The 19620-nt window shown below is 74.4% G+C and carries 24 protein-coding genes; 18 read left to right on the forward strand and 6 right to left on the reverse strand.

Annotation, left to right across the window (positions count from 1 at the left end; all coding sequences use genetic code 11):
- Positions 1 to 12: 12 nt before the first annotated feature.
- The 3 genes from Sdia_RS11230 to Sdia_RS11240 form a co-directional block, all read right to left on the reverse strand.
- Entirely contained in the window at positions 13 to 768 is a 756-nt protein-coding gene (locus Sdia_RS11230; protein WP_100453382.1) for an LON peptidase substrate-binding domain-containing protein, read from the reverse strand.
- A gap of 11 nt (positions 769 to 779) precedes the next feature.
- On the reverse strand, positions 780 to 1817 hold the full coding sequence (locus Sdia_RS11235) for a hypothetical protein (protein ID WP_100453107.1): 1038 nt from the start codon (positions 1815 to 1817) through the stop codon (positions 780 to 782).
- A gap of 163 nt (positions 1818 to 1980) precedes the next feature.
- Positions 1981 to 3552 carry an oxidoreductase gene (locus Sdia_RS11240; RefSeq protein ID WP_100453108.1) on the reverse strand — a complete coding sequence of 524 codons (1572 nt, stop codon included), beginning with the start codon at positions 3550 to 3552 and terminating at the stop codon, positions 1981 to 1983.
- A gap of 227 nt (positions 3553 to 3779) precedes the next feature.
- On the opposite strand from Sdia_RS11240, the gene hisD reads away from it, so the two are divergent.
- The 9 genes from hisD (at position 3780) to Sdia_RS11285 (ending at position 10106) form a co-directional block, all read left to right on the forward strand.
- Positions 3780 to 5102, forward strand: a complete 1323-nt coding sequence (gene hisD / locus Sdia_RS11245; protein WP_100453109.1) for a histidinol dehydrogenase — start codon at positions 3780 to 3782, stop codon at positions 5100 to 5102.
- The gene (locus Sdia_RS11250; RefSeq protein WP_100453110.1) at positions 5099 to 6241 is read left to right on the forward strand and encodes a histidinol-phosphate transaminase; all 1143 of its coding nucleotides are present in this window, start codon (positions 5099 to 5101) and stop codon (positions 6239 to 6241) included. The genes hisD and Sdia_RS11250 overlap by 4 nt, the downstream gene beginning before the upstream one ends.
- On the forward strand, positions 6238 to 6831 hold the full coding sequence (gene hisB, locus Sdia_RS11255; protein ID WP_100453111.1) for an imidazoleglycerol-phosphate dehydratase HisB: 594 nt from the start codon (positions 6238 to 6240) through the stop codon (positions 6829 to 6831). Before Sdia_RS11250 ends, hisB begins: the two co-directional genes overlap by 4 nt.
- A 2-nt stretch (positions 6832 to 6833) precedes the next feature.
- Positions 6834 to 6998, forward strand: a complete 165-nt coding sequence (locus tag Sdia_RS11260; protein ID WP_008414072.1) for a CG2302 family histidine operon protein — start codon at positions 6834 to 6836, stop codon at positions 6996 to 6998.
- 4 nt (positions 6999 to 7002) lie between these two features.
- Complete coding sequence (gene hisH / locus Sdia_RS11265) at positions 7003 to 7641, forward strand: imidazole glycerol phosphate synthase subunit HisH (RefSeq protein WP_100453112.1); 639 nt, start codon at positions 7003 to 7005, stop codon at positions 7639 to 7641.
- A 2-nt stretch (positions 7642 to 7643) separates the two neighbouring features.
- Positions 7644 to 8369, forward strand: coding sequence for a bifunctional 1-(5-phosphoribosyl)-5-((5-phosphoribosylamino)methylideneamino)imidazole-4-carboxamide isomerase/phosphoribosylanthranilate isomerase PriA (priA, locus tag Sdia_RS11270; protein ID WP_100453113.1), 726 nt, complete (start codon positions 7644 to 7646; stop codon positions 8367 to 8369).
- Entirely contained in the window at positions 8366 to 8638 is a 273-nt protein-coding gene (locus Sdia_RS11275; protein ID WP_100453114.1) for a hypothetical protein, read from the forward strand. The genes priA and Sdia_RS11275 overlap by 4 nt, the downstream gene beginning before the upstream one ends.
- The gene (hisF, locus tag Sdia_RS11280) at positions 8635 to 9390 is read left to right on the forward strand and encodes an imidazole glycerol phosphate synthase subunit HisF (protein ID WP_100453115.1); all 756 of its coding nucleotides are present in this window, start codon (positions 8635 to 8637) and stop codon (positions 9388 to 9390) included. The genes Sdia_RS11275 and hisF overlap by 4 nt, the downstream gene beginning before the upstream one ends.
- Before the next feature lie 80 nt (positions 9391 to 9470).
- Positions 9471 to 10106, forward strand: a complete 636-nt coding sequence (locus Sdia_RS11285; RefSeq protein ID WP_115068601.1) for a GNAT family N-acetyltransferase — start codon at positions 9471 to 9473, stop codon at positions 10104 to 10106.
- A gap of 21 nt (positions 10107 to 10127) precedes the next feature.
- On the opposite strand, the gene Sdia_RS11290 is transcribed toward Sdia_RS11285, so the two are convergent.
- Complete coding sequence (locus Sdia_RS11290; protein ID WP_100453117.1) at positions 10128 to 11060, reverse strand: ketopantoate reductase family protein; 933 nt, start codon at positions 11058 to 11060, stop codon at positions 10128 to 10130.
- 43 nt (positions 11061 to 11103) lie between these two features.
- Positions 11104 to 11739, reverse strand: a complete 636-nt coding sequence (locus Sdia_RS11295) for a TIGR03085 family metal-binding protein (protein ID WP_100453118.1) — start codon at positions 11737 to 11739, stop codon at positions 11104 to 11106.
- An 82-nt stretch (positions 11740 to 11821) separates the two neighbouring features.
- Between Sdia_RS11295 and hisI the strand changes: the two genes are divergently transcribed.
- The gene (hisI, locus tag Sdia_RS11300) at positions 11822 to 12184 is read left to right on the forward strand and encodes a phosphoribosyl-AMP cyclohydrolase (RefSeq protein WP_100453119.1); all 363 of its coding nucleotides are present in this window, start codon (positions 11822 to 11824) and stop codon (positions 12182 to 12184) included.
- A gap of 28 nt (positions 12185 to 12212) precedes the next feature.
- Here the strand turns inward: hisI and Sdia_RS11305 are convergent, their stop codons facing one another.
- Positions 12213 to 12764 carry a hypothetical protein gene (locus tag Sdia_RS11305; RefSeq protein ID WP_100453120.1) on the reverse strand — a complete coding sequence of 184 codons (552 nt, stop codon included), beginning with the start codon at positions 12762 to 12764 and terminating at the stop codon, positions 12213 to 12215.
- Positions 12765 to 12855: 91 nt separating this feature from the next.
- On the opposite strand from Sdia_RS11305, the gene Sdia_RS11310 reads away from it, so the two are divergent.
- The 8 genes from Sdia_RS11310 (at position 12856) to trpA (ending at position 19589) form a co-directional block, all read left to right on the forward strand.
- Positions 12856 to 14340 (forward strand): anthranilate synthase component I, encoded by a 1485-nt coding sequence (locus Sdia_RS11310; protein ID WP_100453121.1) that lies wholly within the window; start codon positions 12856 to 12858, stop codon positions 14338 to 14340.
- 52 nt (positions 14341 to 14392) lie between these two features.
- Entirely contained in the window at positions 14393 to 15049 is a 657-nt protein-coding gene (locus tag Sdia_RS11315; RefSeq protein ID WP_100453122.1) for a TIGR02234 family membrane protein, read from the forward strand.
- Between the two features lie 128 nt (positions 15050 to 15177).
- Positions 15178 to 15414, forward strand: coding sequence for an HGxxPAAW family protein (locus Sdia_RS11320; RefSeq protein ID WP_100453123.1), 237 nt, complete (start codon positions 15178 to 15180; stop codon positions 15412 to 15414).
- Between the two features lie 288 nt (positions 15415 to 15702).
- Entirely contained in the window at positions 15703 to 16158 is a 456-nt protein-coding gene (locus Sdia_RS11325) for a DUF2752 domain-containing protein (RefSeq protein WP_189499973.1), read from the forward strand.
- A gap of 224 nt (positions 16159 to 16382) precedes the next feature.
- Entirely contained in the window at positions 16383 to 17192 is an 810-nt protein-coding gene (gene trpC, locus Sdia_RS11330; RefSeq protein WP_181844019.1) for an indole-3-glycerol phosphate synthase TrpC, read from the forward strand.
- A 7-nt stretch (positions 17193 to 17199) separates the two neighbouring features.
- Positions 17200 to 17376 (forward strand): tryptophan biosynthesis modulator TrpM, encoded by a 177-nt coding sequence (trpM, locus tag Sdia_RS30725; RefSeq protein ID WP_087776441.1) that lies wholly within the window; start codon positions 17200 to 17202, stop codon positions 17374 to 17376.
- A gap of 135 nt (positions 17377 to 17511) precedes the next feature.
- Positions 17512 to 18774, forward strand: a complete 1263-nt coding sequence (trpB, locus tag Sdia_RS11335; RefSeq protein ID WP_100453125.1) for a tryptophan synthase subunit beta — start codon at positions 17512 to 17514, stop codon at positions 18772 to 18774.
- Complete coding sequence (trpA, locus tag Sdia_RS11340) at positions 18771 to 19589, forward strand: tryptophan synthase subunit alpha (protein ID WP_100453126.1); 819 nt, start codon at positions 18771 to 18773, stop codon at positions 19587 to 19589. Before trpB ends, trpA begins: the two co-directional genes overlap by 4 nt.
- Positions 19590 to 19620 lie beyond the last annotated feature (31 nt).

Raw genomic sequence — 19620 nt, forward strand, 5'->3', positions numbered from 1 at the left:
TGCTCCGGGCAATCAGTTGAGGCTGGTGGGCGAGCGGGTCAGCTCGGCGGCCGGGAGCGAGGGGAGATGCCGTATCACCGCGGTCTCGCGGCGCAGCAGCGCCAGTTCGTCGCGGAGCCGGGACGCCGTGTCGGGGGCCTGGAGCAGGCGCTGGCGGGTGGGGACGTCCAGGACCGTGGCGGCGGCGACCAGGTAGGAGACGACGGCGGGCTCGTCGGGCAGGTCGGCGTCGGCGGTGAGGGTCAGTTCGCGGGCTCCGGCCAGGCGTTTCTGGTACGACCGGAAGGCGCGCAGGACCCCCTCGGCGAGGGCGCCCGCCTCGTCGCCCGGGTCCTCGGGCAACGGCTCCGCCTCGGCGGTCAGGTAGGGCCCGGAGGTGTCGATGGAGTGGAGGCGGACGCGGGTGGTGCCGGTGGCGAGGACCTCGTAGCCGCCGTCCTCGCGTTCGCGGATGGTGGCGGCGTCGGCGATGCAGCCGACGGCGTGCAGGGAGCGGGCCGGGTCGTCCCCGAAGCCCGTCATGGGCCCGGCGTCCGGGCGCCCGGCGTCGTCGGGCATGCCCGGCTCGCTCGGCGCCACCTCGTGGCCGTCGCGGATGGCGACGACCACGAACTGGCAGGGCTCATCGGCCTCGGGGTCCTCCGGGAGGGAGTCCAGAAGGTCCCGCATCAGGGCGCGGTAGCGCGCCTCGAAGACATTGAGGGGCAGCACGAGCCCCGGGAAGAGGACCGTGTTCAACGGGAAGAGCGGCAGCCGGACGGTGGTCACGACGCGCAAGCCTAATGGTCCCCGGGCCCCTCGCGCCGCCGCGTCCCCCGCAACGGCAATGTCGCGGCCACTTCGATGCGGACCCCGTCGCGCGCCTGGAGGAACTGGCCGAGCGGATCGTCGCTGATCCGGTCCCACGGGAAGGAGGTGGCGCGGGTGCCGATCAGCCGGGCCTGTTCCAGCGCCTCGCCCCACCGTTCCAGGCGGATCAGCACGTAGAAGAGGACGTTGCGGACCTCGGCGGGCCACGGGTCGCCCGCCGGGTACTCGGCGGAGAGGCCGATGGCCGTGTCGGCGGCCGCGTCCAGCCGCTCGCGCAGAACGGGACCGCCCCGCCCGGGCGCGTCGGGGCCCGCGTGCAGCGCGCCGAACGCGGCCCGCACCGGCAGTCCCCGCACCAGGGAGCCGGGCAGCGCGTCCTCGGCGGCGCGCTCGGCGAAGGCGAACGACTCGCGGTGCGAGCCGAACCAGGCGGCCGACAGGTACTGGAGCGCCGCCACATGGCAGCCGTAGTGGTACGAGGAGCGGCGCACCGCCTGCTCCCAGCGCGCCTCGAACTCGGTGTGCGGGGCGCCGGTGCCGCGGGCGTGGTCGAGCGCGATCCGCCAGGGGACCGGGTCCGCGGGCTCGGCGCGGGCGGCGGCGGCGATGAGCGGGGTGACGTCGTGCAGGAGTTCGGCGCGGGCGGGCGACTCCCAGCCGCGCCGGACGGCGAGTTCGGCGCGGATCAGCGCCACGTCGGGGTCGTGCGGCGCCGCGTACTGCCAGGCGTCGAACCACTCGGGCCGGTTGCGGGCGAAGGCGGCGAGACGCTGCACCTGCCGGTCGCGGGTCTCCCAGGCGGCGGCCTCGCGGCTGGCGGCGAGGGCGGCGGCGGCCGGACGGTGGTCGCCGAGCCCGGCCGCCGCCAGCGCCGGAGTGAGCCGGTCGTCGGGCAGGTCGAGGTAGACCTCCTCGTCGGGAGGCAGCCCGGCGGCGAGGCGGGGCGTGTGGGTCACCATCCGGGCCGTCCGGATCAGCGCTTGCAGCAGGGCCATCGTGCCGACCATTGAAAACCGCAGGTCGGGCCTGGGCCAGAGAGTCCGGGTGACGCTTTCGTATCGGTCGAAGGGTTGCCTCGGCGATGGTCAAGAGAAGGTAAAGAAGGGTGGTGTGTGGCACGTCGGGGCGCGTCCGGCGCGCGCCGGACGCGCCGTGCCCCGCTTCCGGGCGTCAGCTCCGGCGCAGCAGCCGCGTCGCGCCCGCCGCCACCGTCGTGGCGAGGACCCAGCCCAGCAGGATCAGCAGGGCGGTGACCCACTGCCAGGGGCCGTCCAGTTGCCAGTAGCCGGTCTGGCCCAGGTCGATGACGGGCAGCAGCAGGTCGAGGGTGAAGAGGGAGGCGCTCCACGGCGGATGCTCGTCGTCCTTGATCGGAGCGGGGTCGACCTGGGCGAAGGCCAGCGCGCTGACCGCCCAGAGCACCGCCATCCACAGCGCCGCCCGTCCCGGCCGGTAGCCGTAGGCCACCGTCCAGTCCTGGAGGTATCCCCACGCCGTCCCCGTCAGCCCCAGCGTCTCGCGGCGCCGGCGCTGCTTGGCGAGGAGCACCTCGCGGGCGTCCGCGTCCTCCCCGCCGGCCCGCAGCACCGTCGCCAGCAGCTCGTACGGCTCCGGGTTGTACTCCGGGGTGGCCGCCTCCACCCAGGTCAGCCGCTCGGCGAGGGTGAAGCGGCCGCGCGGCACCAGGTTGTCGTAGGTGAAGCCGCCCATCGCCAGGCCGCCCAGCCCGGGCCAGCTCTGCGTCTGGTCCATCAGGTTGCCGACGCGGGCCCCCGAGAGCACCACCCGGCCCTGCGCCGGGCGCTCGCAGAGGAACCGCAGCTCCGGCGTCTGCATCCGGCGCATCGACAGCTCCTGGTACTCCTCCATCACGAACCGCGCCTGGTCGAGGTCGACGGCGTCGCCCACCCGCCCGTCGTCCAGCCGCACCCCGCCCCGGCACTCGAAGCGCTGCACCCGCGTGCCGCGCGCCGGGGTCGTCCCGCTGGTCAGCGCCGGGTTCCCGACGCCCGCCGGGGTCAGGTAGAGGGTGCGGCCCACGGTCAGCTGCGGGGCGTTGAGCGCGCGGCGGCCGTACGGGTTGGACAGGCGGCTGCCGCGCAGGCTCAGCGACACCCCGATCTGGGCGCCGCGCAGGCTCACCTCGCCGTGCGCCTCCATCATCTCGGCCTGGAAGTCCTGGCCGACCGAGAGTCCGTCGCCCAGCAGTGAGGTGCCGCGCCGGTCCCGGTGCACCACCGCCTGGTTCAGCAGCAGGTCGGTGCCGATCTGGGCGTCGGTCAGCCGCACCCCGCGGTGCACCCGGCAGCGGGGCAGGTGCAGGTCGCCCTCGGTGTGCAGGCGGGCCGCCTCCAGGCGGGGCAGCGAGCAGTCGACCATCCGCAGCGTGGTGAACCGCGTCTCCGGCAGCAGCACCTCCTTCTCGAACCGGCAGTCGATCAGCTCGACGTACGGCTCGACGGTGCCGCCCGCCAGGTCCAGCACGTCGGTGATCTGCACCCCGGCCAGCTTCAGCGAGGAGACCCGGCCGGGCAGCGGGTCGGGGCCGTGCAGCAGCAGCAGGCTGATCACGCGGGCGCGGACCGTGCGCTCCTCGCCCCACGGCAGCCCGCCGTGCGGATCGTCCAGCGCGGCCTCACCGGCCCGCAGGTCGTAGGTGCTGCCGTTGCGGAACGCCTGCCACATCCCGTACTCGGCGGCCGTCAGGCCCTGTGGCGGCTCACCGCCCTGTTCGGTGGACACGCGCCTGCCTCCCCGTGCTGTGCCGCGTACTCCTCGACGGGGCGGGCCCGCCCCGAGCGCGGCGCCGACGGGGACGGGGCCCGTGTGCCCACCGGGGCGGGCTCCCACCCCGGTGATGCCCGCTGAGTGACGAATTGAACGCCCATCGTCACGGAATGTGTCCGGCGGGCGTATCACACGGTGATACGGGGCGCCGGTGACCTGAGGCGGTCTGAGAGAATTGCCGTGTGATCTCTCGTATCGACCTGCGCGGCGAGGCCCTTCCCGAGGGCCCGGCCCTGCGCGCTCTGCTGCCCCGTGCCGACTTCGACGTGACGGCCGCCCTGGAGAAGGTGCGGCCGATCTGCGAGGACGTGCACCATCGCGGCGACGCGGCGCTGATCGAGTACGCCCAGCGGTTCGACCAGGTCACCCTGGAGCACGTCCGGGTCCCCGCCGAAGCCCTCACCGAGGCGCTCGCCGGGCTCACCGAGGAGGTCCGCGCGGCCCTGGAGGAGTCGATCCGGCGGGCCCGCACCGTCCACCGCGCCCAGCGCCGCACCCCGCACACCACCCAGGTCGTCCCCGGCGGCACCGTCACCGAGAAGTGGGTCCCCGTCGACCGCGTCGGGCTGTACGCTCCCGGCGGCCGCTCGGTCTACCCCTCGTCCGTGATCATGAACGCGGTCCCGGCGCAGGAGGCCGGCGTCCCCTCCGTCGCGCTCGCCTCGCCGCCGCAGGCCGAGTTCGGCGGCCTGCCGCACCCGACGATCCTCGCCGCCTGCGCCCTGCTCGGCATCGACGAGGTCTACGCCGCGGGCGGCGCCACCGCCGTCGCGATGTTCGCGTACGGCACCGAGTCCTGCCCCCCGGCCCGCATGGTCACCGGGCCGGGCAACATCTGGGTGGCCGCCGCCAAGCGCTACTTCACCGGCCTCATCGGCATCGACACCGAGGCCGGGCCGACCGAGATCGCCGTCCTCGCCGACGACACCGCCGACCCGGCGCACGTCGCCGCCGACCTGATCAGCCAGGCCGAGCACGACCCGCTGGCCGCCGCCGTCCTCGTCACCGACTCCGAGGCCCTCGCGGACGCCGTGGAGAAGGAACTGGCCGTCCAGGTCCCCGCGACCCGGCACGTCGAGGACCGCATCGCGCCCGCCCTCGCCGGACGCCAGTCCGCGCTGGTCCTCGTCGACGGCCTGGAGGACGGCCTCAAGGTGGTCGACGCCTACGGGGCCGAGCACCTCGAGGTCCAGACCGCCGACGCCGCCGCCGTCGCCGACCGGGTCCGCAACGCCGGCGCGGTCTTCGTCGGCCCCTGGGCGCCGGTCTCCCTCGGTGACTACTGCGCCGGCTCCAACCACGTGCTGCCCACCGGCGGCTGCGCCTGCCACTCCTCGGGCCTGTCCGTGCAGTCCTTCCTGCGCGGCATCCACGTCGTGGACTACAGCCGCGAGGCGCTGGCCGACGTCGCCCGGCACGTCGTCACCCTCGCCGAGGCCGAGGACCTGCCCGCGCACGGCGCGGCGGTGAAGGCCCGGTTCGACTGGAAGGTCCCCCAGCAGTGAGCACCGCCCTGACCCTGGACCAGCTCCCCGTCCGCGAGGAGCTGCGCGGCAAGTCCCCGTACGGCGCCCCCCAGCTCGACGTGCCGGTCCGGCTCAACACCAACGAGAACCCCTACCCGCTGCCCGAGCCGCTGGTGGCGCGGATCGCCGAGCGGGTCGCCGAGGCCGCCCGCGCCCTCAACCGCTACCCGGACCGCGACGCCGTCGAGCTGCGCACCGAGCTGGCCCGCTACCTCACCCGTACCGGCGGCCACCCGGTCGCCTTCGAGCAGGTCTGGGCGGCCAACGGCTCCAACGAGGTGCTCCAGCAGCTCCTCCAGGCGTTCGGCGGGCCCGGCCGCACCGCGCTGGGCTTCGAGCCCTCGTACTCGATGCACAGCCTCATCGCGCGCGGGACCAACACCGGCTGGGTCTCCGGGCCGCGTCGTGAGGACTTCACCATCGACGTGGAGGCGGCCCGGCGGGCCATCGCCGAGCACCGGCCCGACGTGGTCTTCATCACCTCGCCCAACAACCCGACCGGCACCGCCGTCGACCGCGAGACCGTCCTCGCGCTGCACGACGCGGCGCAGGCCGTGAAGCCGGCCATGGTCGTGGTGGACGAGGCGTACGTCGAGTTCAGCCACGGCGCCTCGCTGCTGCCGCTGCTGGCGGGCCGGCCGCACCTGGTGGTCTCCCGCACCATGTCGAAGGCGTTCGGCGCCGCCGGACTGCGCCTCGGCTACCTCGCCGCCGACCCGGCCGTGGTCGACGCCCTCCAGCTGGTCCGTCTGCCGTACCACCTCTCGGCCGTCAACCAGGCCACCGCGCTCGCCGCCCTGGAGTACACCGACACGCTGCTCGGCTACGTCGACCGGCTCAAGGCCGAACGCGACCGCGTCGTCGACGGGCTGCGCGCGCTGGGCCTCGAGGTCACCGACTCCGACGCCAACTTCGTCCAGTTCGGCCGTTTCGAGGGCCCCGGCGGCCAGCACGCCGTCTGGCAGGGCCTCCTCGACCACGGCGTCCTGGTCCGCGACAACGGCGTGCCCGGCCGGCTGCGTGTCAGTACCGGAACCCCCGAAGAGAACACCGCTTTCCTCGAAGCGGTGCGCGAGGTGGTCGCCGACCACCCCAAGAGCAAGGAGCAGTTGTCATGAGCCGCGTCGGGCGCGTGGAGCGCACCACCAAGGAGACCTCGGTCCTGGTCGAGATCGACCTCGACGGCACCGGGCAGGTCGATGTCGCCACCGGCGTCGGCTTCTACGACCACATGCTCGACCAAATCGGCCGCCACGGCCTCTTCGACCTGCGGGTCAAGACCGACGGCGACCTGCACATCGACACCCACCACACCATCGAGGACACCGCGCTGGCCCTCGGTGCCGCCTTCAGGCAGGCCCTCGGCGACAAGGTCGGCATCTACCGCTTCGGCAACTGCACCGTGCCGCTGGACGAATCCCTCGCCCAGGTCACCGTGGACCTCTCCGGCCGCCCGTACCTGGTGCACACCGAGCCGGAGAACATGGCGCCGATGATCGGCAGCTACGACACCACGATGACCCGGCACATCCTGGAGTCGTTCGTCGCCCAGGCGCAGATCGCCCTGCACGTCCACGTCCCGTACGGCCGCAACGCGCACCACATCGTGGAGTGCCAGTTCAAGGCGCTCGCCCGCGCCCTGCGGTACGCCTGCGAGCGCGACACCCGGGCGGCCGGAATCATTCCCTCCACGAAGGGTGCCCTGTAACCGTGAACGGTGTCTCCACCGCGCTGATCGTGCTCGGCCTGTTCTTCCTCGGCGGCGTCTACTCCTTCTACAAGCAGAAGCTGCCCACCGGCATCCTCGTGGTGCTCGGCATCGGCGCGGCCATGTCCCTCACCGCGGGCGTGCTGCGCCTGGACGTCTGGGGGTGATGTGATGACCGGCAAGAACGTCGTCGTCCTCGACTACGGCTTCGGCAACGTCCGCTCCGCCGAGCGGGCCCTCGCCCGGGCCGGCGCCGAGGTCGAGATCACCCGCGACTACGACCGAGCCATGAACGCCGACGGCCTCCTGGTCCCCGGCGTCGGTGCCTTCGCCTCCTGCATGGCGGGACTCAAGGAGGCCCGCGGCGACTGGATCATCGGCCGCCGGCTCTCCGGCGGCCGCCCCGTCATGGGCATCTGCGTGGGCATGCAGGTCCTCTTCGAGCGCGGCATCGAGCACGGCACCGAGGCCGAGGGCCTGGACGAGTGGCCCGGCACGGTCGGCCCGCTCAAGGCCGAGGTCGTCCCCCACATGGGGTGGAACACCGTACGGGCGCCCGCCGGCTCCCGCCTCTTCCAGGGCGTGGACCCCGACGAGCGCTTCTACTTCGTCCACTCCTACGCGGTGCACGACTGGAGCCTGGAGGTCACCAACCCGGCGATGCGCGCTCCGCACGTCACCTGGTCCACCTACGGCGAGCCGTTCGTCGCAGCCGTGGAGAACGGCGCCCTGTGGGCCACCCAGTTCCACCCCGAGAAGTCCGGCGACGCCGGAGCCCAGCTCCTCACCAACTGGATCGAGACCCTCTGATCATGGCCAAGCAGCTCGAACTCCTCCCCGCCGTCGACGTCCGCGACGGCCAGGCCGTCCGCCTGGTCCACGGTGAGTCCGGCACGGAGACCTCCTACGGCTCGCCGCTGGAGGCCGCCCTCGCCTGGCAGCGTTCCGGTGCCGAGTGGCTGCACCTCGTCGACCTCGACGCGGCCTTCGGCACCGGCGACAACCGGCAGCTCATCGCCGAGGTCGCCGGCGCCATGGACATCAAGGTGGAACTCTCCGGCGGCATCCGCGACGACGACACCCTCGCCGCCGCCCTCGCCACCGGCTGCACCCGGGTCAACCTCGGCACCGCCGCCCTGGAGACCCCCGAGTGGGTCGCCAAGGTCATCGCCGACCACGGCGACCGCGTCGCCGTCGGCCTCGACGTGCGCGGCACCACCCTGCGCGGCCGCGGCTGGACCCGCGACGGCGGCGACCTCTACGAGACGCTGGCCCGCCTCGACTCCGAGGGCTGCGCCCGGTACGTCGTCACCGACATCGCCAAGGACGGCACCCTCCAGGGCCCCAACCTGGAGCTGCTGAGGAACGTCTGCGCCGTTACCGACCGGCCCGTCGTCGCCTCCGGCGGCGTCTCCTCCCTGGACGACCTGCGCGCACTCGCCTCCCTGGTGGACGAGGGCGTCGAGGGCGCCATCGTCGGCAAGGCCCTCTACGCCGAGGCGTTCACCCTCGAAGAGGCCCTCAAGGCCGTGGCATGACCTTTGCGGAAGGCGGCCGGGAACCGATCCGCGAGACCGCCTCCGGCGACCCGTGCGAGCAGATCCCGACCGCCTTCCGCGCCGCCCTCGCCGCCCGAGGGGGTGCCCGGACGTACCTCTGGCGCGCCCGCGGCACCGAGACGGCGGGGCGTGCCCGTCACGCACTGTCCGACGCGGTCCGACCGACCGCGCCCATGATCACCGTCCCCGGCATCACCGGCCCCCGACCGGTCGTGGTGGCCGGGGCGTACCGAGGAGCTGCCCGATGACCCTCGCGGTCCGAGTCATCCCCTGCCTGGACGTGGACAGCGGCCGCGTCGTCAAGGGGGTCAACTTCCAGAACCTGCGGGACGCCGGCGACCCCGTCGAGATGGCCAAGGTCTACGACGCCGAAGGCGCCGACGAACTGACCTTCCTCGACATCACCGCCTCCTCCGGCAACCGCGAGACCACCTACGACGTGGTCCGCCGCACCGCCGAGCAGGTCTTCATCCCGCTCACCGTCGGCGGCGGCGTCCGCACCGCCGAGGACGTGGACAAGCTGCTGCGCGCCGGGGCCGACAAGGTGGGCGTCAACACCGCGGCCATCGCCCGCCCGGAGCTGATCCGCGAGATCGCCGAGCGCTTCGGCCGCCAGGTCCTCGTCCTGTCCGTCGACGCCCGCCGGGCAGAGGGCGGCGGTTTCGAGGTCACCACCCACGGCGGCCGCCGTGGCACCGGCGTCGACGCCGTCGAGTGGGCCCACCGGGCCGCCGAACTGGGGGCCGGGGAGATCCTGCTCAACTCCATGGACGCCGACGGCACCAAGGACGGCTACGACCTGGAGATGATCACCCAGGTCCGCCGCCACGTCACCGTGCCCGTCATCGCCTCGGGCGGCGCCGGCCGCGTCAGCGACTTCGCCCCCGCCGTCGAGGCCGGCGCCGACGCGGTCCTCGCCGCCTCGGTCTTCCACTTCGGCGAACTGCGCATCGGTGAGGTCAAGAGCGCCCTGAAGGACGCGGGCCGCCCGGTGCGCTGAGCACGCCCCACCCCCGGTTCTGGCGGAACGGGGGAGCGGGGGCCCTTGTGGGAGCGCTCCCAGCCGGCCGAGAATCACGTATGGCCACTGCGGCAGCGCCACGTCCGTACCGCCCGGCGGACCGGGAGGCGCTCATCGACATCTGCGTACGCACCGGCCACGAAGGCGGTGACGCGCGCCCCTACTACCCCGACCACGAACTGCTCCCCAGCATCTTCGCCGAGCCCTACGCCGTCCTCGAACCGGAGCTGGCCTTCGTGGTGGAGAACGGCGGCCGGGCCGTCGGCTACGTGCTGGGGACGGCGGACACGGCGGCCTTCGCCCGGCGCTTCCGCCAGGAGTGGCTGCCCCGGGTGGCCGCCCGCCACCCGGCGCCCGCCGGGCCCCCGGCGACCCCCGCCGAGGTGATGCGCGACCTGCTCCACCGCCCCGAGCGGATGGTCCTGGGGGAGCTGGACGCGTACCCCGCCCACCTCCACATCGACCTGCTCCCCGGCCACCAGCGCCAGGGCCACGGGCGGCGGCTGATGGCGGCGTACCTCGACGCCCTGCGGGCCCGCAGGGTGAGCGGTGTCCACCTGGGTATGGTCACCGCCAACACCCCGGCCCGCGCCTTCCACGACCGCCTGGGCTTCCACGAGATCCCGGTGGCGGACCCCGGGCCGCTCACCTACCTGGGCCTGCGGCTGGACCGACCCGGCCCGTCCGTCCGGTAGAAGGACGGGCCCGGGCCGGGTTCAGGAGGCGCCGTGCGCCTTCGCCACCGAGGTCACCAGCGCGGTCAGCGCCGGTACCGGGGTGCCCGAGCGGTCGGCCTGGCGGAGCAGGGCGCGGCCGATGGCCTCGATCTCCACCGGGCGGCCGGCGGCGGCGTCCCGCTGCATGGAGGAGCGCATCCCCTCCGGAGCGTTGTCGAACCTGTCCAGCAGCGCGGAGGCCTCCGTCGGCACGTCGACGGTGACTGCGAGCCGGGCCAACTCGTCCAGCACGGAGATGAGTTCCTCGCGGTGCTCGCTGCGTACGGTGCCGACCGGGGCGGCGTGCCGGGTGGTCAGCAGGGCGAACGGGGCGAGGAAGGTGAGCTTGCCCCAGAGCAGGGCCGTCTCGTCCTCGCGGACCAGGCCGCCCATGCCGGCGTCCTCCAGGAGCGCGCCGAGCGCCGCGACCCGGGCGGCCGGGGCGGCGGCACTGGCCAGCTCGATCCGGCAGAACGGGGTGGTGTGCTCGATGACGCCGGGCGCGGTCCGCGTCGACTCCGCCCAGATCACGGCGGGGACGACCTGCCCGGCCGGGTAGGTCTCCCGCAACAGGGCGACGTGCTCGAAGCCGTTGAGCAGCGGCAGGACCAGGCCGGAGCCGAGCGCCGCGGCCGGAACCCGCCGGAGCGCCTCGGCGAGGCCCGTCTCCTTGGTGGCGACCACACACAGGTCGACCGGCTCCGTCAGCTCCGTGACCGCCTCGACGGGCAGGGTGCCGTCCCCGAACTGGCCGCTGCGCAGGGTCAGCCCCTGCTCGTTCAGCGTCCGGGCGGTCTGCTCGCCCGCCACCACGATCACCCGGTGTCCCCGACGGGCCAGCAGTGAGGCCACCAGGCCGCCGATGCCGCCGGGGCCGAGGACGGCCACGGTCCACGGGGCGGGGTTCTGTTCCGTCGTCGCTCGCGTGTTCATGGGAGCAGGGTGCCAGAGGCCCCGCCCGCGCCCCTGCCGGGTCTCAGAAACCGAGCTCCTTGGTGGCCCGGGCCTTGGCGACGGCGTCCTCCTCGCCGTCCAGCGCCACCTCGGCGTGGGCCTGGCGGCCCATCGCGAAGAGGGTCAGCTCGCCCGGCTCACCGGTGACCGTGACCACCGGCGTCCCCCGGTGCGCCACCGCCGTCCGGCCGTCGGGGCGGCGCAGCACCAGCCCCACCGGCGCCTTGCGGCCCAGCCCCCGGGCCATCTTCTCCAGCCGGGACCAGAGCACGTCGGAGAAGACCGGGTCCAGCTCGCGGCCGGACCACTCGGGCTGGGCCCGGCGGACGTCCTCCGCGTGCACGTAGAACTCGACGGTGTTGGCCGCCTCGTCGACCTGCTTGAGACCGAAGGGCGAGAAGCGCGGCGGGCCGGTGCGGATGAGCTGGACCAGTTCGTCGTACGGCTTGGCGGTGAACTCGGCCTGGACCCGCTCCAGGCGGCCCGCCAGCGGCTTGACGAGCATGCCGCCCGCCGCGTCGGGGCGGCGCTCGCGGAGCACCACGTGGGCGGCGAGGTCCTTGGTCCGCCACCCCTCGCAGAGCGTCGGGGCGTCCGGGCCCGCGGACTCCAACAGATCGGCCAGGAGCAGGCGTTCACGCTTCGCATGAGTCGACATGGGCCAAGCCTACGGCCGCCCCCGCCGCCTGACCACGGCAGCCGCGCCCGCTCACCCGCATGGGCCCGGCACAATGGACGCCATGAGCAGCAGCACGCCCGGTCCCTCGGCCGGACTCGACCCGGCCCTCGCCTCCCGCCTGAAGCGCACCGCCGACGGCCTGGTCCCCGCCATCGCCCAGCAGTACGACACCGGGGAGGTGCTGATGATGGGCTGGATGGACGACGAGGCCCTGCACCGGACCCTCACCACCGGCCGTTGCACCTACTGGTCGCGCAGCCGGGGCGAGTACTGGGTCAAGGGGGACACCTCGGGCCACGTGCAGCACGTGAAGTCCGTGGCGCTCGACTGCGACGGGGACACCCTGCTGGTCAAGGTCGACCAGGTCGGCGCCGCCTGCCACACCGGGGCCCGGACCTGTTTCGACGAGGACGTGCTGCTCTGACCCCGGGCGGCAGGGCCCGGCGGGGCGGTCAGCGTGAGGTGTAGCGCAGCGTGATCGTCTCCCCGTCGCGCAGGACGAGGTCGTCGGCCTCGCCCGCCCACAGCCGCCCGTCCACCCAGGCCAGCGGCGCCCCGAAACGGGTGTCCTCGCGGGGGGCGCCCCACTCGGTGAGGAACTGGCCGAGAGTGAAGTCACGCCACTCGGCCGACTCCACGTGGACGGTGCCGGTCTCGTCGTGGGTGTGCAGCGGGCTGTAGAGCGGCTCGGGCCCGGAACGGTCGATGCCGATGTCGGCGGGGACCGTCACCTGCTCGCCGTCGGCGAACACCTCCAGGGTGGTGTGGATGTGCATGGCCAGCTGCTCCGTGTCGAGCATCGTCAGGCCGGCCTTCTCCACCTGGGCCGCCGTGTCCCTCGCCGCCGGCCACTCCACACCGCCCGCCGCGGCGGCGGCCGGACCCGCGGCCAGCGCCAGCGCCAGCGAGGCCGCGCAGAGCGTACGGCGTACCCCCGGCAGTGTGCGGCGGGCACGGGCGGCGGACGGGGTGGCCGGGCGGAGGGAGGAGCGCTGTGCGGTCATGGGTCATGTCCTAGCGGTCCGCGGGCCCGGAGGCGGTCCGCGACACGGAACGCGCCGTGACCGCTCGCCGTCTGCCCCTATCCTTCCGCGCATGGACCTCGACACGTTCCGCAAGCTCGCCCAGGACCGCCGGGTAGTCCCCGTCAGCCGCAAGCTCCTGGTGGACGGTGACACCCCGGTCGGCCTCTACCGCAAGCTCGCCGCCGAACGCCCCGGCACCTTCCTCCTGGAATCCGCCGAGAACGGCCGGAGCTGGTCGCGGTACTCCTTCGTCGGGGTCCGCAGCGCCGCCACCCTCACCACCCACGACGGACAGGCGCACTGGCTGGGCACCCCGCCCACCGGCGTGCCCACCGACGGTGACCCGCTGGCCGCGCTGCGCGCCACCGTCGAGACCCTGCACACCCCCGGCGAACTCGACGGGGACATGCCGCCGTTCACCGGCGGCATGGTGGGCTACCTCGGCTACGACGTCGTCCGCCGCCTGGAGAAGGTCGGCGACGGGGGCCGCGACGACCTGCGGCTGCCGGAGCTGACCATGCTCCTCACCTCCGACCTCGCCGTCCTCGACCACTGGGACGGCTCCGTCCTGCTGATCGCCAACGCCATCAACCACAACGACCTCGACACCGGCGTCGACGAGGCGTACGCCGACGCCGTCGCCCGGCTCGACGCGATGGAGGCCGACCTCACCCGGCCCGTGACGGCCCCGCCGCTGGCGCTGCCCGAGTCCGAGCTCCCCGTGTTCACCGGCGAGTGGGGCGGTGCGGCGTACCGGGCGGCCGTCGAGGACATCAAGGAGCGCATCCGCGCCGGGGACGCCTTCCAGGTCGTCCCCTCGCAGCGGTTCGAGACGCCCTGCACCGCCTCCGCGCTCGACGTGTACCGGGTGCTGCGCGCCACCAACCCCTCGCCGTACATGTACCTGTTCCGCCTCGACGGCTTCGACGTCGTCGGCTCCAGCCCGGAGGCGCTGGTCAAGGTCGAGGACGGCCGGGCGATGCTCCACCCCATCGCCGGGACCCGGCCGCGCGGCGCCACCCCGCAGGCGGACCAGGCACTCGCCGAGGAACTCCTCGCCGACCCCAAGGAGCGCGCCGAACACCTGATGCTGGTCGACCTCGGCCGCAACGACCTCGGCCGGGTCTGCACGCCCGGCAGCGTCGAGGTGGTCGACTTCATGTCCGTCGAGAAGTACTCGCACGTCATGCACATCGTCTCGACCGTCACCGGCGACGTCGCCCCCGGCCGCACCGCCTTCGACGTGCTCACCGCCTGCTTCCCCGCGGGCACCCTCTCCGGCGCGCCCAAGCCGCGCGCCCTCCAGATCATCGACGAGCTGGAGCCCACCCGGCGCGGCCTGTACGGCGGCTGCGTCGGCTACCTCGACTTCGCGGGGAACTCCGACACCGCCATCGCCATCCGCACCGCCCTGCTCCGCGACGGCACCGCCCACGTCCAGGCCGGGGCCGGGGTCGTCGCCGACTCCGACCCGGCCGCCGAGGACACCGAGTGCCGCAACAAGGCCGCCGCGGTGCTGCGCGCCGTGCACACCGCCAACCGGCTCGGCGGATGACGCCCCGCCCCCGCCCGGCCCGCCGGGAGCAGCCGTGAGGGATAGTGGAGGGGTGACTTCAGCCGTACCCCAGCCCCGAACCGAAGCCGCACCGTCCGGCGGGCCCGGCGGAGCCCGCCGCGGCGCCCGGCGCAGCCTCGCCCTGGCGCTGCTGCTCGGCGCCGTCGGCGCTGCGGTCTCCCTGCTCGCCACCCGCCAGACCTGGGCGCGCGGCAGCGTCGCGGTGGCCGGCGGCGAATTCCCGCTCACCGCCACCGGCAGCGACGTCACCGGCGTACCCGCCGCCCTCGCCGTCGTCGGCCTGGCCGCGCTCGTCGCCGTCTTCGCGGTCCGCCGCACCGGCCGCCACCTGGTCTCCGGCCTGCTCGCCCTCAGCGGCGCCGGCACCGTCGCCGCCGCGCTGCTGGGCGTCGGCGACAGCGCCGCCCTGGACGAGAAGGCCGCCGAGACCAGCGGCGACACCGCCGCCACCGTCACCGGCCTCACTCACACCGGCTGGCCCTACGCGGCCGTCCTCGGCGGTGCCCTGCTGCTCGCCGCGGGGCTGCTCGCCCTCTGGTTCGGCCGCCGCTGGCCCGCCATGTCCGGCCGCTACGAACGCGACGGCACCCCCCGCGCCCGCAAGGCCGGCCCGGCCGTCGACCCCGACCGGCCCGAGGACCTGTGGAAGGCCCTGGACCGCGGCGAGGACCCGACCCGGGAGAGTTGACCGGGCCGCGCCGTACCCCGAGCGCGCCCCACCCGCCGCCGTACGGAACAATGTGCGCCAGGACGGCGTCGTCACGAGGCGGCGCCGGGACCACCCCGTAACCCTTTACAGCAACCGAGGAGCAAGACATGTCGGGCAGCAGCCACGGCCACACTCTGGCCGCATGGACCGGCGTCATCATCTCCTTCATCGGCTTCTGCGTGGCCGGTGTCTTCATGGTGATGGCCAACACCGTCGGTTTCTGGGTCGGCATCGCCGTCGTCCTGGCCGGCGGCGCCGTCGGCGGCATCATGCACCTGATGGGCCTCGGGCAGAAGCGGATGAGCCGCGCCGCCGTCGAGCAGAAGACCGCCAACGCCGCCTGACCGGCCGCCGCACCCGACGCGGGGCCCCGCCGGTACGTCCGGCCGGGGCCCCGCGCGCGTTGTGGCCCGTAGGGCCTGTCCGGCGGATCTTCGTGGCACAGCCCGCGGCGTCCGGTGCGTGCTCTCGGCGTGCGCCCGGAGCTCCCTCGTACTGGACGTACTCGGGTGATGGGGGCGTGCGGCGGAAGTGCGCGCCAGGCGTCGCCGGCCCACGAAGATCCGCCGGACGGGTACTGGCCGGGCGCGGCCCGGCGGGCGTCCGGGCCGGCGCCGGGCGACAATGCCCCCGTGAGCGCTCCCGCCGACCCCTCCGCCCCGCCGACCACCGCCGAGGCCCCGCGGCGCCGCGGCCCCGCCCGCCGGCTCGCCGTACCCGCAGGCGTGCTGGCCGCCACCGTCGCGGCCTTCGCCTACGTCGGCACGGTCGACCCCAACGAACCCGGCCACTACCCGGCCTGCCCGCTGCTGGCCCACGCCGGGATCTGGTGCCCCGGCTGCGGCGGTCTGCGCAGCGCCCACGCGGTCTGGCACGGGGAGCTGGCCACGGCGCTCCATGCCAACGCGCTCGCCGTCGCGGGCTACGCGCTGTTCGCCGTCGGCTGGCTGGTGTGGGTGGTCTGCGCGGCCCGCGGGCGGCCCGTCCGCTTCTCGCCCTCGCGGGCCCACGCCTGGGCCGCCGGGGTGGTCCTCGCCTGCTTCAGCGTGGCCCGAAACATGCCTCAGGGCGGCTGGCTGCACCCCTGAACGCCGCTGTCCACCCCCGCTGAGCTGCGGCGGAGCCCGCCCGCGGGAAAGCGGCACTGTCCACGGGGTGGGACCGCCCCCCACCGGATGCGCCTCCACCGGCTCCCGGCCGCTACCATCGCAAGTGCCTCCCCCTCCGCGGCGTCATGACCGGACGCGTCCGGATCGGGGCGGGGGGTCACCGAGACCACCAGCACTACCGTCCGGGAAAGGGGGCCGCTCGCGTGAGTGTGCTCGACGAGATCATCGACGGAGTCCGTGCCGACCTCGCGGAGCGGCAGGCGCGCGTCAGCCTCGACGAGCTCAAGGAGCGCGCGGCCGCCGCCCCGCAGGTCCGCGACGGCTACGCCGCGCTGCGCGGCGACGGCGTCGGCGTCATCTGCGAGGTCAAGCGGTCCAGCCCCTCCAAGGGCGCGCTGGCCGCCATCGCCGACCCGGCCGGCCTCGCCGCCGACTACGAGGCGGGCGGCGCCTCCGTCATCTCCGTCCTCACCGAGCAGCGCCGTTTCGGCGGCTCGCTCGCCGACCTGGAGGCGGTCCGCGCCAAGGTCGACATCCCGGTCCTGCGCAAGGACTTCATCGTCACCGCCTACCAGCTCTGGGAGGCCCGCGCGTACGGCGCCGACCTCGCCCTGCTGATCGTCGCCGCCCTCGACCAGCCCGCGCTGGTCTCCCTCATCGAGCGCGCCGAGTCCATCGGGCTCACCCCGCTCGTCGAGGTGCACGACGAGGAGGAGGCCGAGCGCGCCCTGGAGGCCGGGGCCCGCGTCATCGGCGTCAACGCCCGCAACCTCAAGACGCTCAAGGTCGACCGCGACACCTTCGAGCGGGTCGCCCCGGAGATCCCGGCCGACCGGGTGCGGATCGCCGAGTCCGGCGTCCGCGGCCCGCACGACCTCATCGCCTACGCCAACGCCGGCGCCGACGCCGTGCTGGTCGGCGAGTCCCTGGTCACCGGCCGCGACCCGAAGGCCGCGGTGGCCGACCTGGTCGCCGCCGGCGCCCACCCGGCGCTGCGGCACGGACGGAGCTGACCCACCCATGCCCCTGGCCCGACCCCGGCGCGCGACGCCGGCCGCCTGCGGACCGCCGCGCCTGATGCGCGGCTGCCGTCCGAGAGGCTGCCGCGCGCCCGCCCGCCGGGTCCACGGGCGCCGGGTGCGGTACGTCATCGGGGACGAGCCCGGTCAGGTCAACGGCATGCGATGGTGCCGCTGAGCGACAGCTCAGCGACCGCCTCCCCCTCCCCGGCCCCGGCGCACCCGCGCGCCCCGGCCGCCGGCGCGCCCCGGCGCGTCCGGAGGCGGCCCCACGCATCCCACCGATCCGTCCGCCTCGCTCAGGAGTTCCGTCATGCCCAGCGAGTTCTTCCTTCCCGACCCCGAGGGGCTCAGCCCCGACGCCCGGGGCTACTTCGGCCCCTTCGGCGGCAAGTTCATCCCGGAGGCCCTGGTCGCCGCCGTGGACGAGGTCGCCGTCGAGTACGACAAGGCCAAGTCCGACCCGGCCTTCGCCGCCGAGCTGGACGGCCTGCTCGCCCACTACACCGGCCGCCCCAGCGCCCTCACCGAGGTGCGCCGCTTCGCCGAGCACGCCGGGGGCGCCCGGGTCTTCCTCAAGCGGGAGGACCTCAACCACACCGGCTCGCACAAGATCAACAACGTGCTGGGGCAGGCGCTGCTGACCCGGCGCATGGGCAAGACCCGGGTGATCGCCGAGACCGGCGCCGGACAGCACGGCGTGGCCACCGCCACCGCCTGCGCCCTCTTCGGCCTGGACTGCACCATCTACATGGGCGAGATCGACACCGAGCGCCAGGCCCTCAACGTCGCCCGGATGCGGATGCTCGGCGCCGAGGTCGTCGCCGTGAAGTCCGGCAGCCGCACCCTCAAGGACGCCATCAACGAGGCGTTCCGCGACTGGGTCGCCAACGTCGACTCCACCCACTACCTCTTCGGCACCGTCGCCGGCCCGCACCCCTTCCCCGCCATGGTCCGCGACTTCCACCGGGTCATCGGTGTCGAGGCCCGGCGCCAGGTCCTGGAGCGCGCCGGGCGGCTGCCCGACGCCGCCGTCGCCTGCGTCGGCGGCGGCTCCAACGCCATCGGCCTCTTCCACGCCTTCCTGCCCGACACCGGCGTCCGCCTGATCGGCTGCGAGCCCGCCGGGCACGGCGTGGAGAGCGGCGAGCACGCCGCCACCCTCACCGCCGGCGAGCCCGGCATCCTGCACGGCTCCCGCTCCTACGTCCTCCAGGACGAGGAGGGCCAGATCACCGAGCCCTACTCGATCTCGGCCGGGCTCGACTACCCGGGCATCGGCCCCGAGCACGCCCACCTCAAGGACACCGGGCGCGGCGAGTACCGGGCCGTCACCGACGCCGACGCCATGGCTGCGCTGCGGCTGCTGTCACGCACCGAGGGCATCATCCCGGCCATCGAGAGCGCCCACGCCCTCGCCGGGGCGCTCGACGTGGGCCGCGAGCTGGGCCCCGACGGTGTGATCGTCGTCAACCTCTCCGGACGCGGGGACAAGGACATGGACACCGCGGCCCGCTACTTCGGGCTGTACGACGTGGACGCCGAGGTCGCGGCCGACGAGGAGGGCACCAAGTGAGCGGGAACATCGAGCTGCTGGAAGACACCCTGGCCCGGACGCGCGAGGAGGGCCGCGCCGCCCTCATCGCCTACCTGCCCGCCGGGTTCCCCACCGTCGACGGCTCCATCGAGGCGATCAAGGCCGTCCTCGACGCGGGCGCCGACATCGTGGAGGTCGGGCTGCCGCACAGCGACCCGGTCCTCGACGGGCCCGTCATCCAGACCGCCGACGACATCGCCCTGCGCGGCGGCCTGAAGATCGCCGACGTGCTGCGCACCGTCCGCGAGGCCCACCAGGCCACCGGCAAGCCCGTCCTCGTCATGACGTACTGGAACCCGGTCGACCGCTACGGCGTCGACCGGTTCGCCCAGGAGCTGGCCGACGCGGGCGGCGCCGGGTGCATCCTGCCCGACCTGCCGGTGCAGGAGGCGGACCCGTGGCGCGAGCACGCCGCCAAGCACGGCCTCGCCACCGTCTTCGTCGTCGCCCCCAGCAGCCGCGACGCCCGGCTGGCCGAGATCACCGCCGCGGGCTCCGGTTTCGTCTACGCGGCCTCCCTGATGGGTGTCACCGGCACCCGCGACTCCGTCGGCGAGCAGGCCCGCGCCCTGGTGGAGCGGACCCGCGCCGCCGGGCCGCTGCCGGTCTGCGTCGGCATCGGCGTCTCCGACGCGGCCCAGGCCGCAGAGGTCGCCGAGTTCGCCGACGGCGTCATCGTCGGCTCCGCCTTCGTCAAGCGGCTGCTCGACGCCCCCGACGCGGCCGCCGGCCTCGACGCCGTCCGCGCCCTCACCGCCGAGCTGGCCGGAGGCGTCCGCCGCCGCACCGGCTGAACCGGGCATCCCGGGGGCGCGCCGGACCGTA

Origin of the sequence: Streptomyces diastaticus subsp. diastaticus, from assembly GCF_011170125.1 — a bacterium.
GTDB lineage: Bacteria > Actinomycetota > Actinomycetes > Streptomycetales > Streptomycetaceae > Streptomyces > Streptomyces diastaticus.

What these genes read in the sequence shown, in the direction of transcription:
- priA (WP_100453113.1), top strand. Translation starts at nt 7,644, where the DNA reads ATGGCCAAGCAGCTCGAACTCCTCCCCGCCGTCGACGTCCGCGACGGC.
- hisF (WP_100453115.1), top strand. Translation starts at nt 8,635, where the DNA reads ATGACCCTCGCGGTCCGAGTCATCCCCTGCCTGGACGTGGACAGCGGC.
- Sdia_RS11285 (WP_115068601.1), top strand. Translation starts at nt 9,471, where the DNA reads ATGGCCACTGCGGCAGCGCCACGTCCGTACCGCCCGGCGGACCGGGAG.
- Sdia_RS11290 (WP_100453117.1), bottom strand. Translation starts at nt 11,060, where the DNA reads ATGAACACGCGAGCGACGACGGAACAGAACCCCGCCCCGTGGACCGTG.
- Sdia_RS11310 (WP_100453121.1), top strand. Translation starts at nt 12,856, where the DNA reads ATGGACCTCGACACGTTCCGCAAGCTCGCCCAGGACCGCCGGGTAGTC.
- hisI (WP_100453119.1), top strand. Translation starts at nt 11,822, where the DNA reads ATGAGCAGCAGCACGCCCGGTCCCTCGGCCGGACTCGACCCGGCCCTC.
- hisB (WP_100453111.1), top strand. Translation starts at nt 6,238, where the DNA reads ATGAGCCGCGTCGGGCGCGTGGAGCGCACCACCAAGGAGACCTCGGTC.
- Sdia_RS11235 (WP_100453107.1), bottom strand. Translation starts at nt 1,817, where the DNA reads ATGGTCGGCACGATGGCCCTGCTGCAAGCGCTGATCCGGACGGCCCGG.
- Sdia_RS11295 (WP_100453118.1), bottom strand. Translation starts at nt 11,739, where the DNA reads ATGTCGACTCATGCGAAGCGTGAACGCCTGCTCCTGGCCGATCTGTTG.
- Sdia_RS11275 (WP_100453114.1), top strand. Translation starts at nt 8,366, where the DNA reads ATGACCTTTGCGGAAGGCGGCCGGGAACCGATCCGCGAGACCGCCTCC.
- hisH (WP_100453112.1), top strand. Translation starts at nt 7,003, where the DNA reads ATGACCGGCAAGAACGTCGTCGTCCTCGACTACGGCTTCGGCAACGTC.
- Sdia_RS11320 (WP_100453123.1), top strand. Translation starts at nt 15,178, where the DNA reads ATGTCGGGCAGCAGCCACGGCCACACTCTGGCCGCATGGACCGGCGTC.
- trpM (WP_087776441.1), top strand. Translation starts at nt 17,200, where the DNA reads ATGCCCCTGGCCCGACCCCGGCGCGCGACGCCGGCCGCCTGCGGACCG.
- Sdia_RS11305 (WP_100453120.1), bottom strand. Translation starts at nt 12,764, where the DNA reads ATGACCGCACAGCGCTCCTCCCTCCGCCCGGCCACCCCGTCCGCCGCC.
- trpB (WP_100453125.1), top strand. Translation starts at nt 17,512, where the DNA reads ATGCCCAGCGAGTTCTTCCTTCCCGACCCCGAGGGGCTCAGCCCCGAC.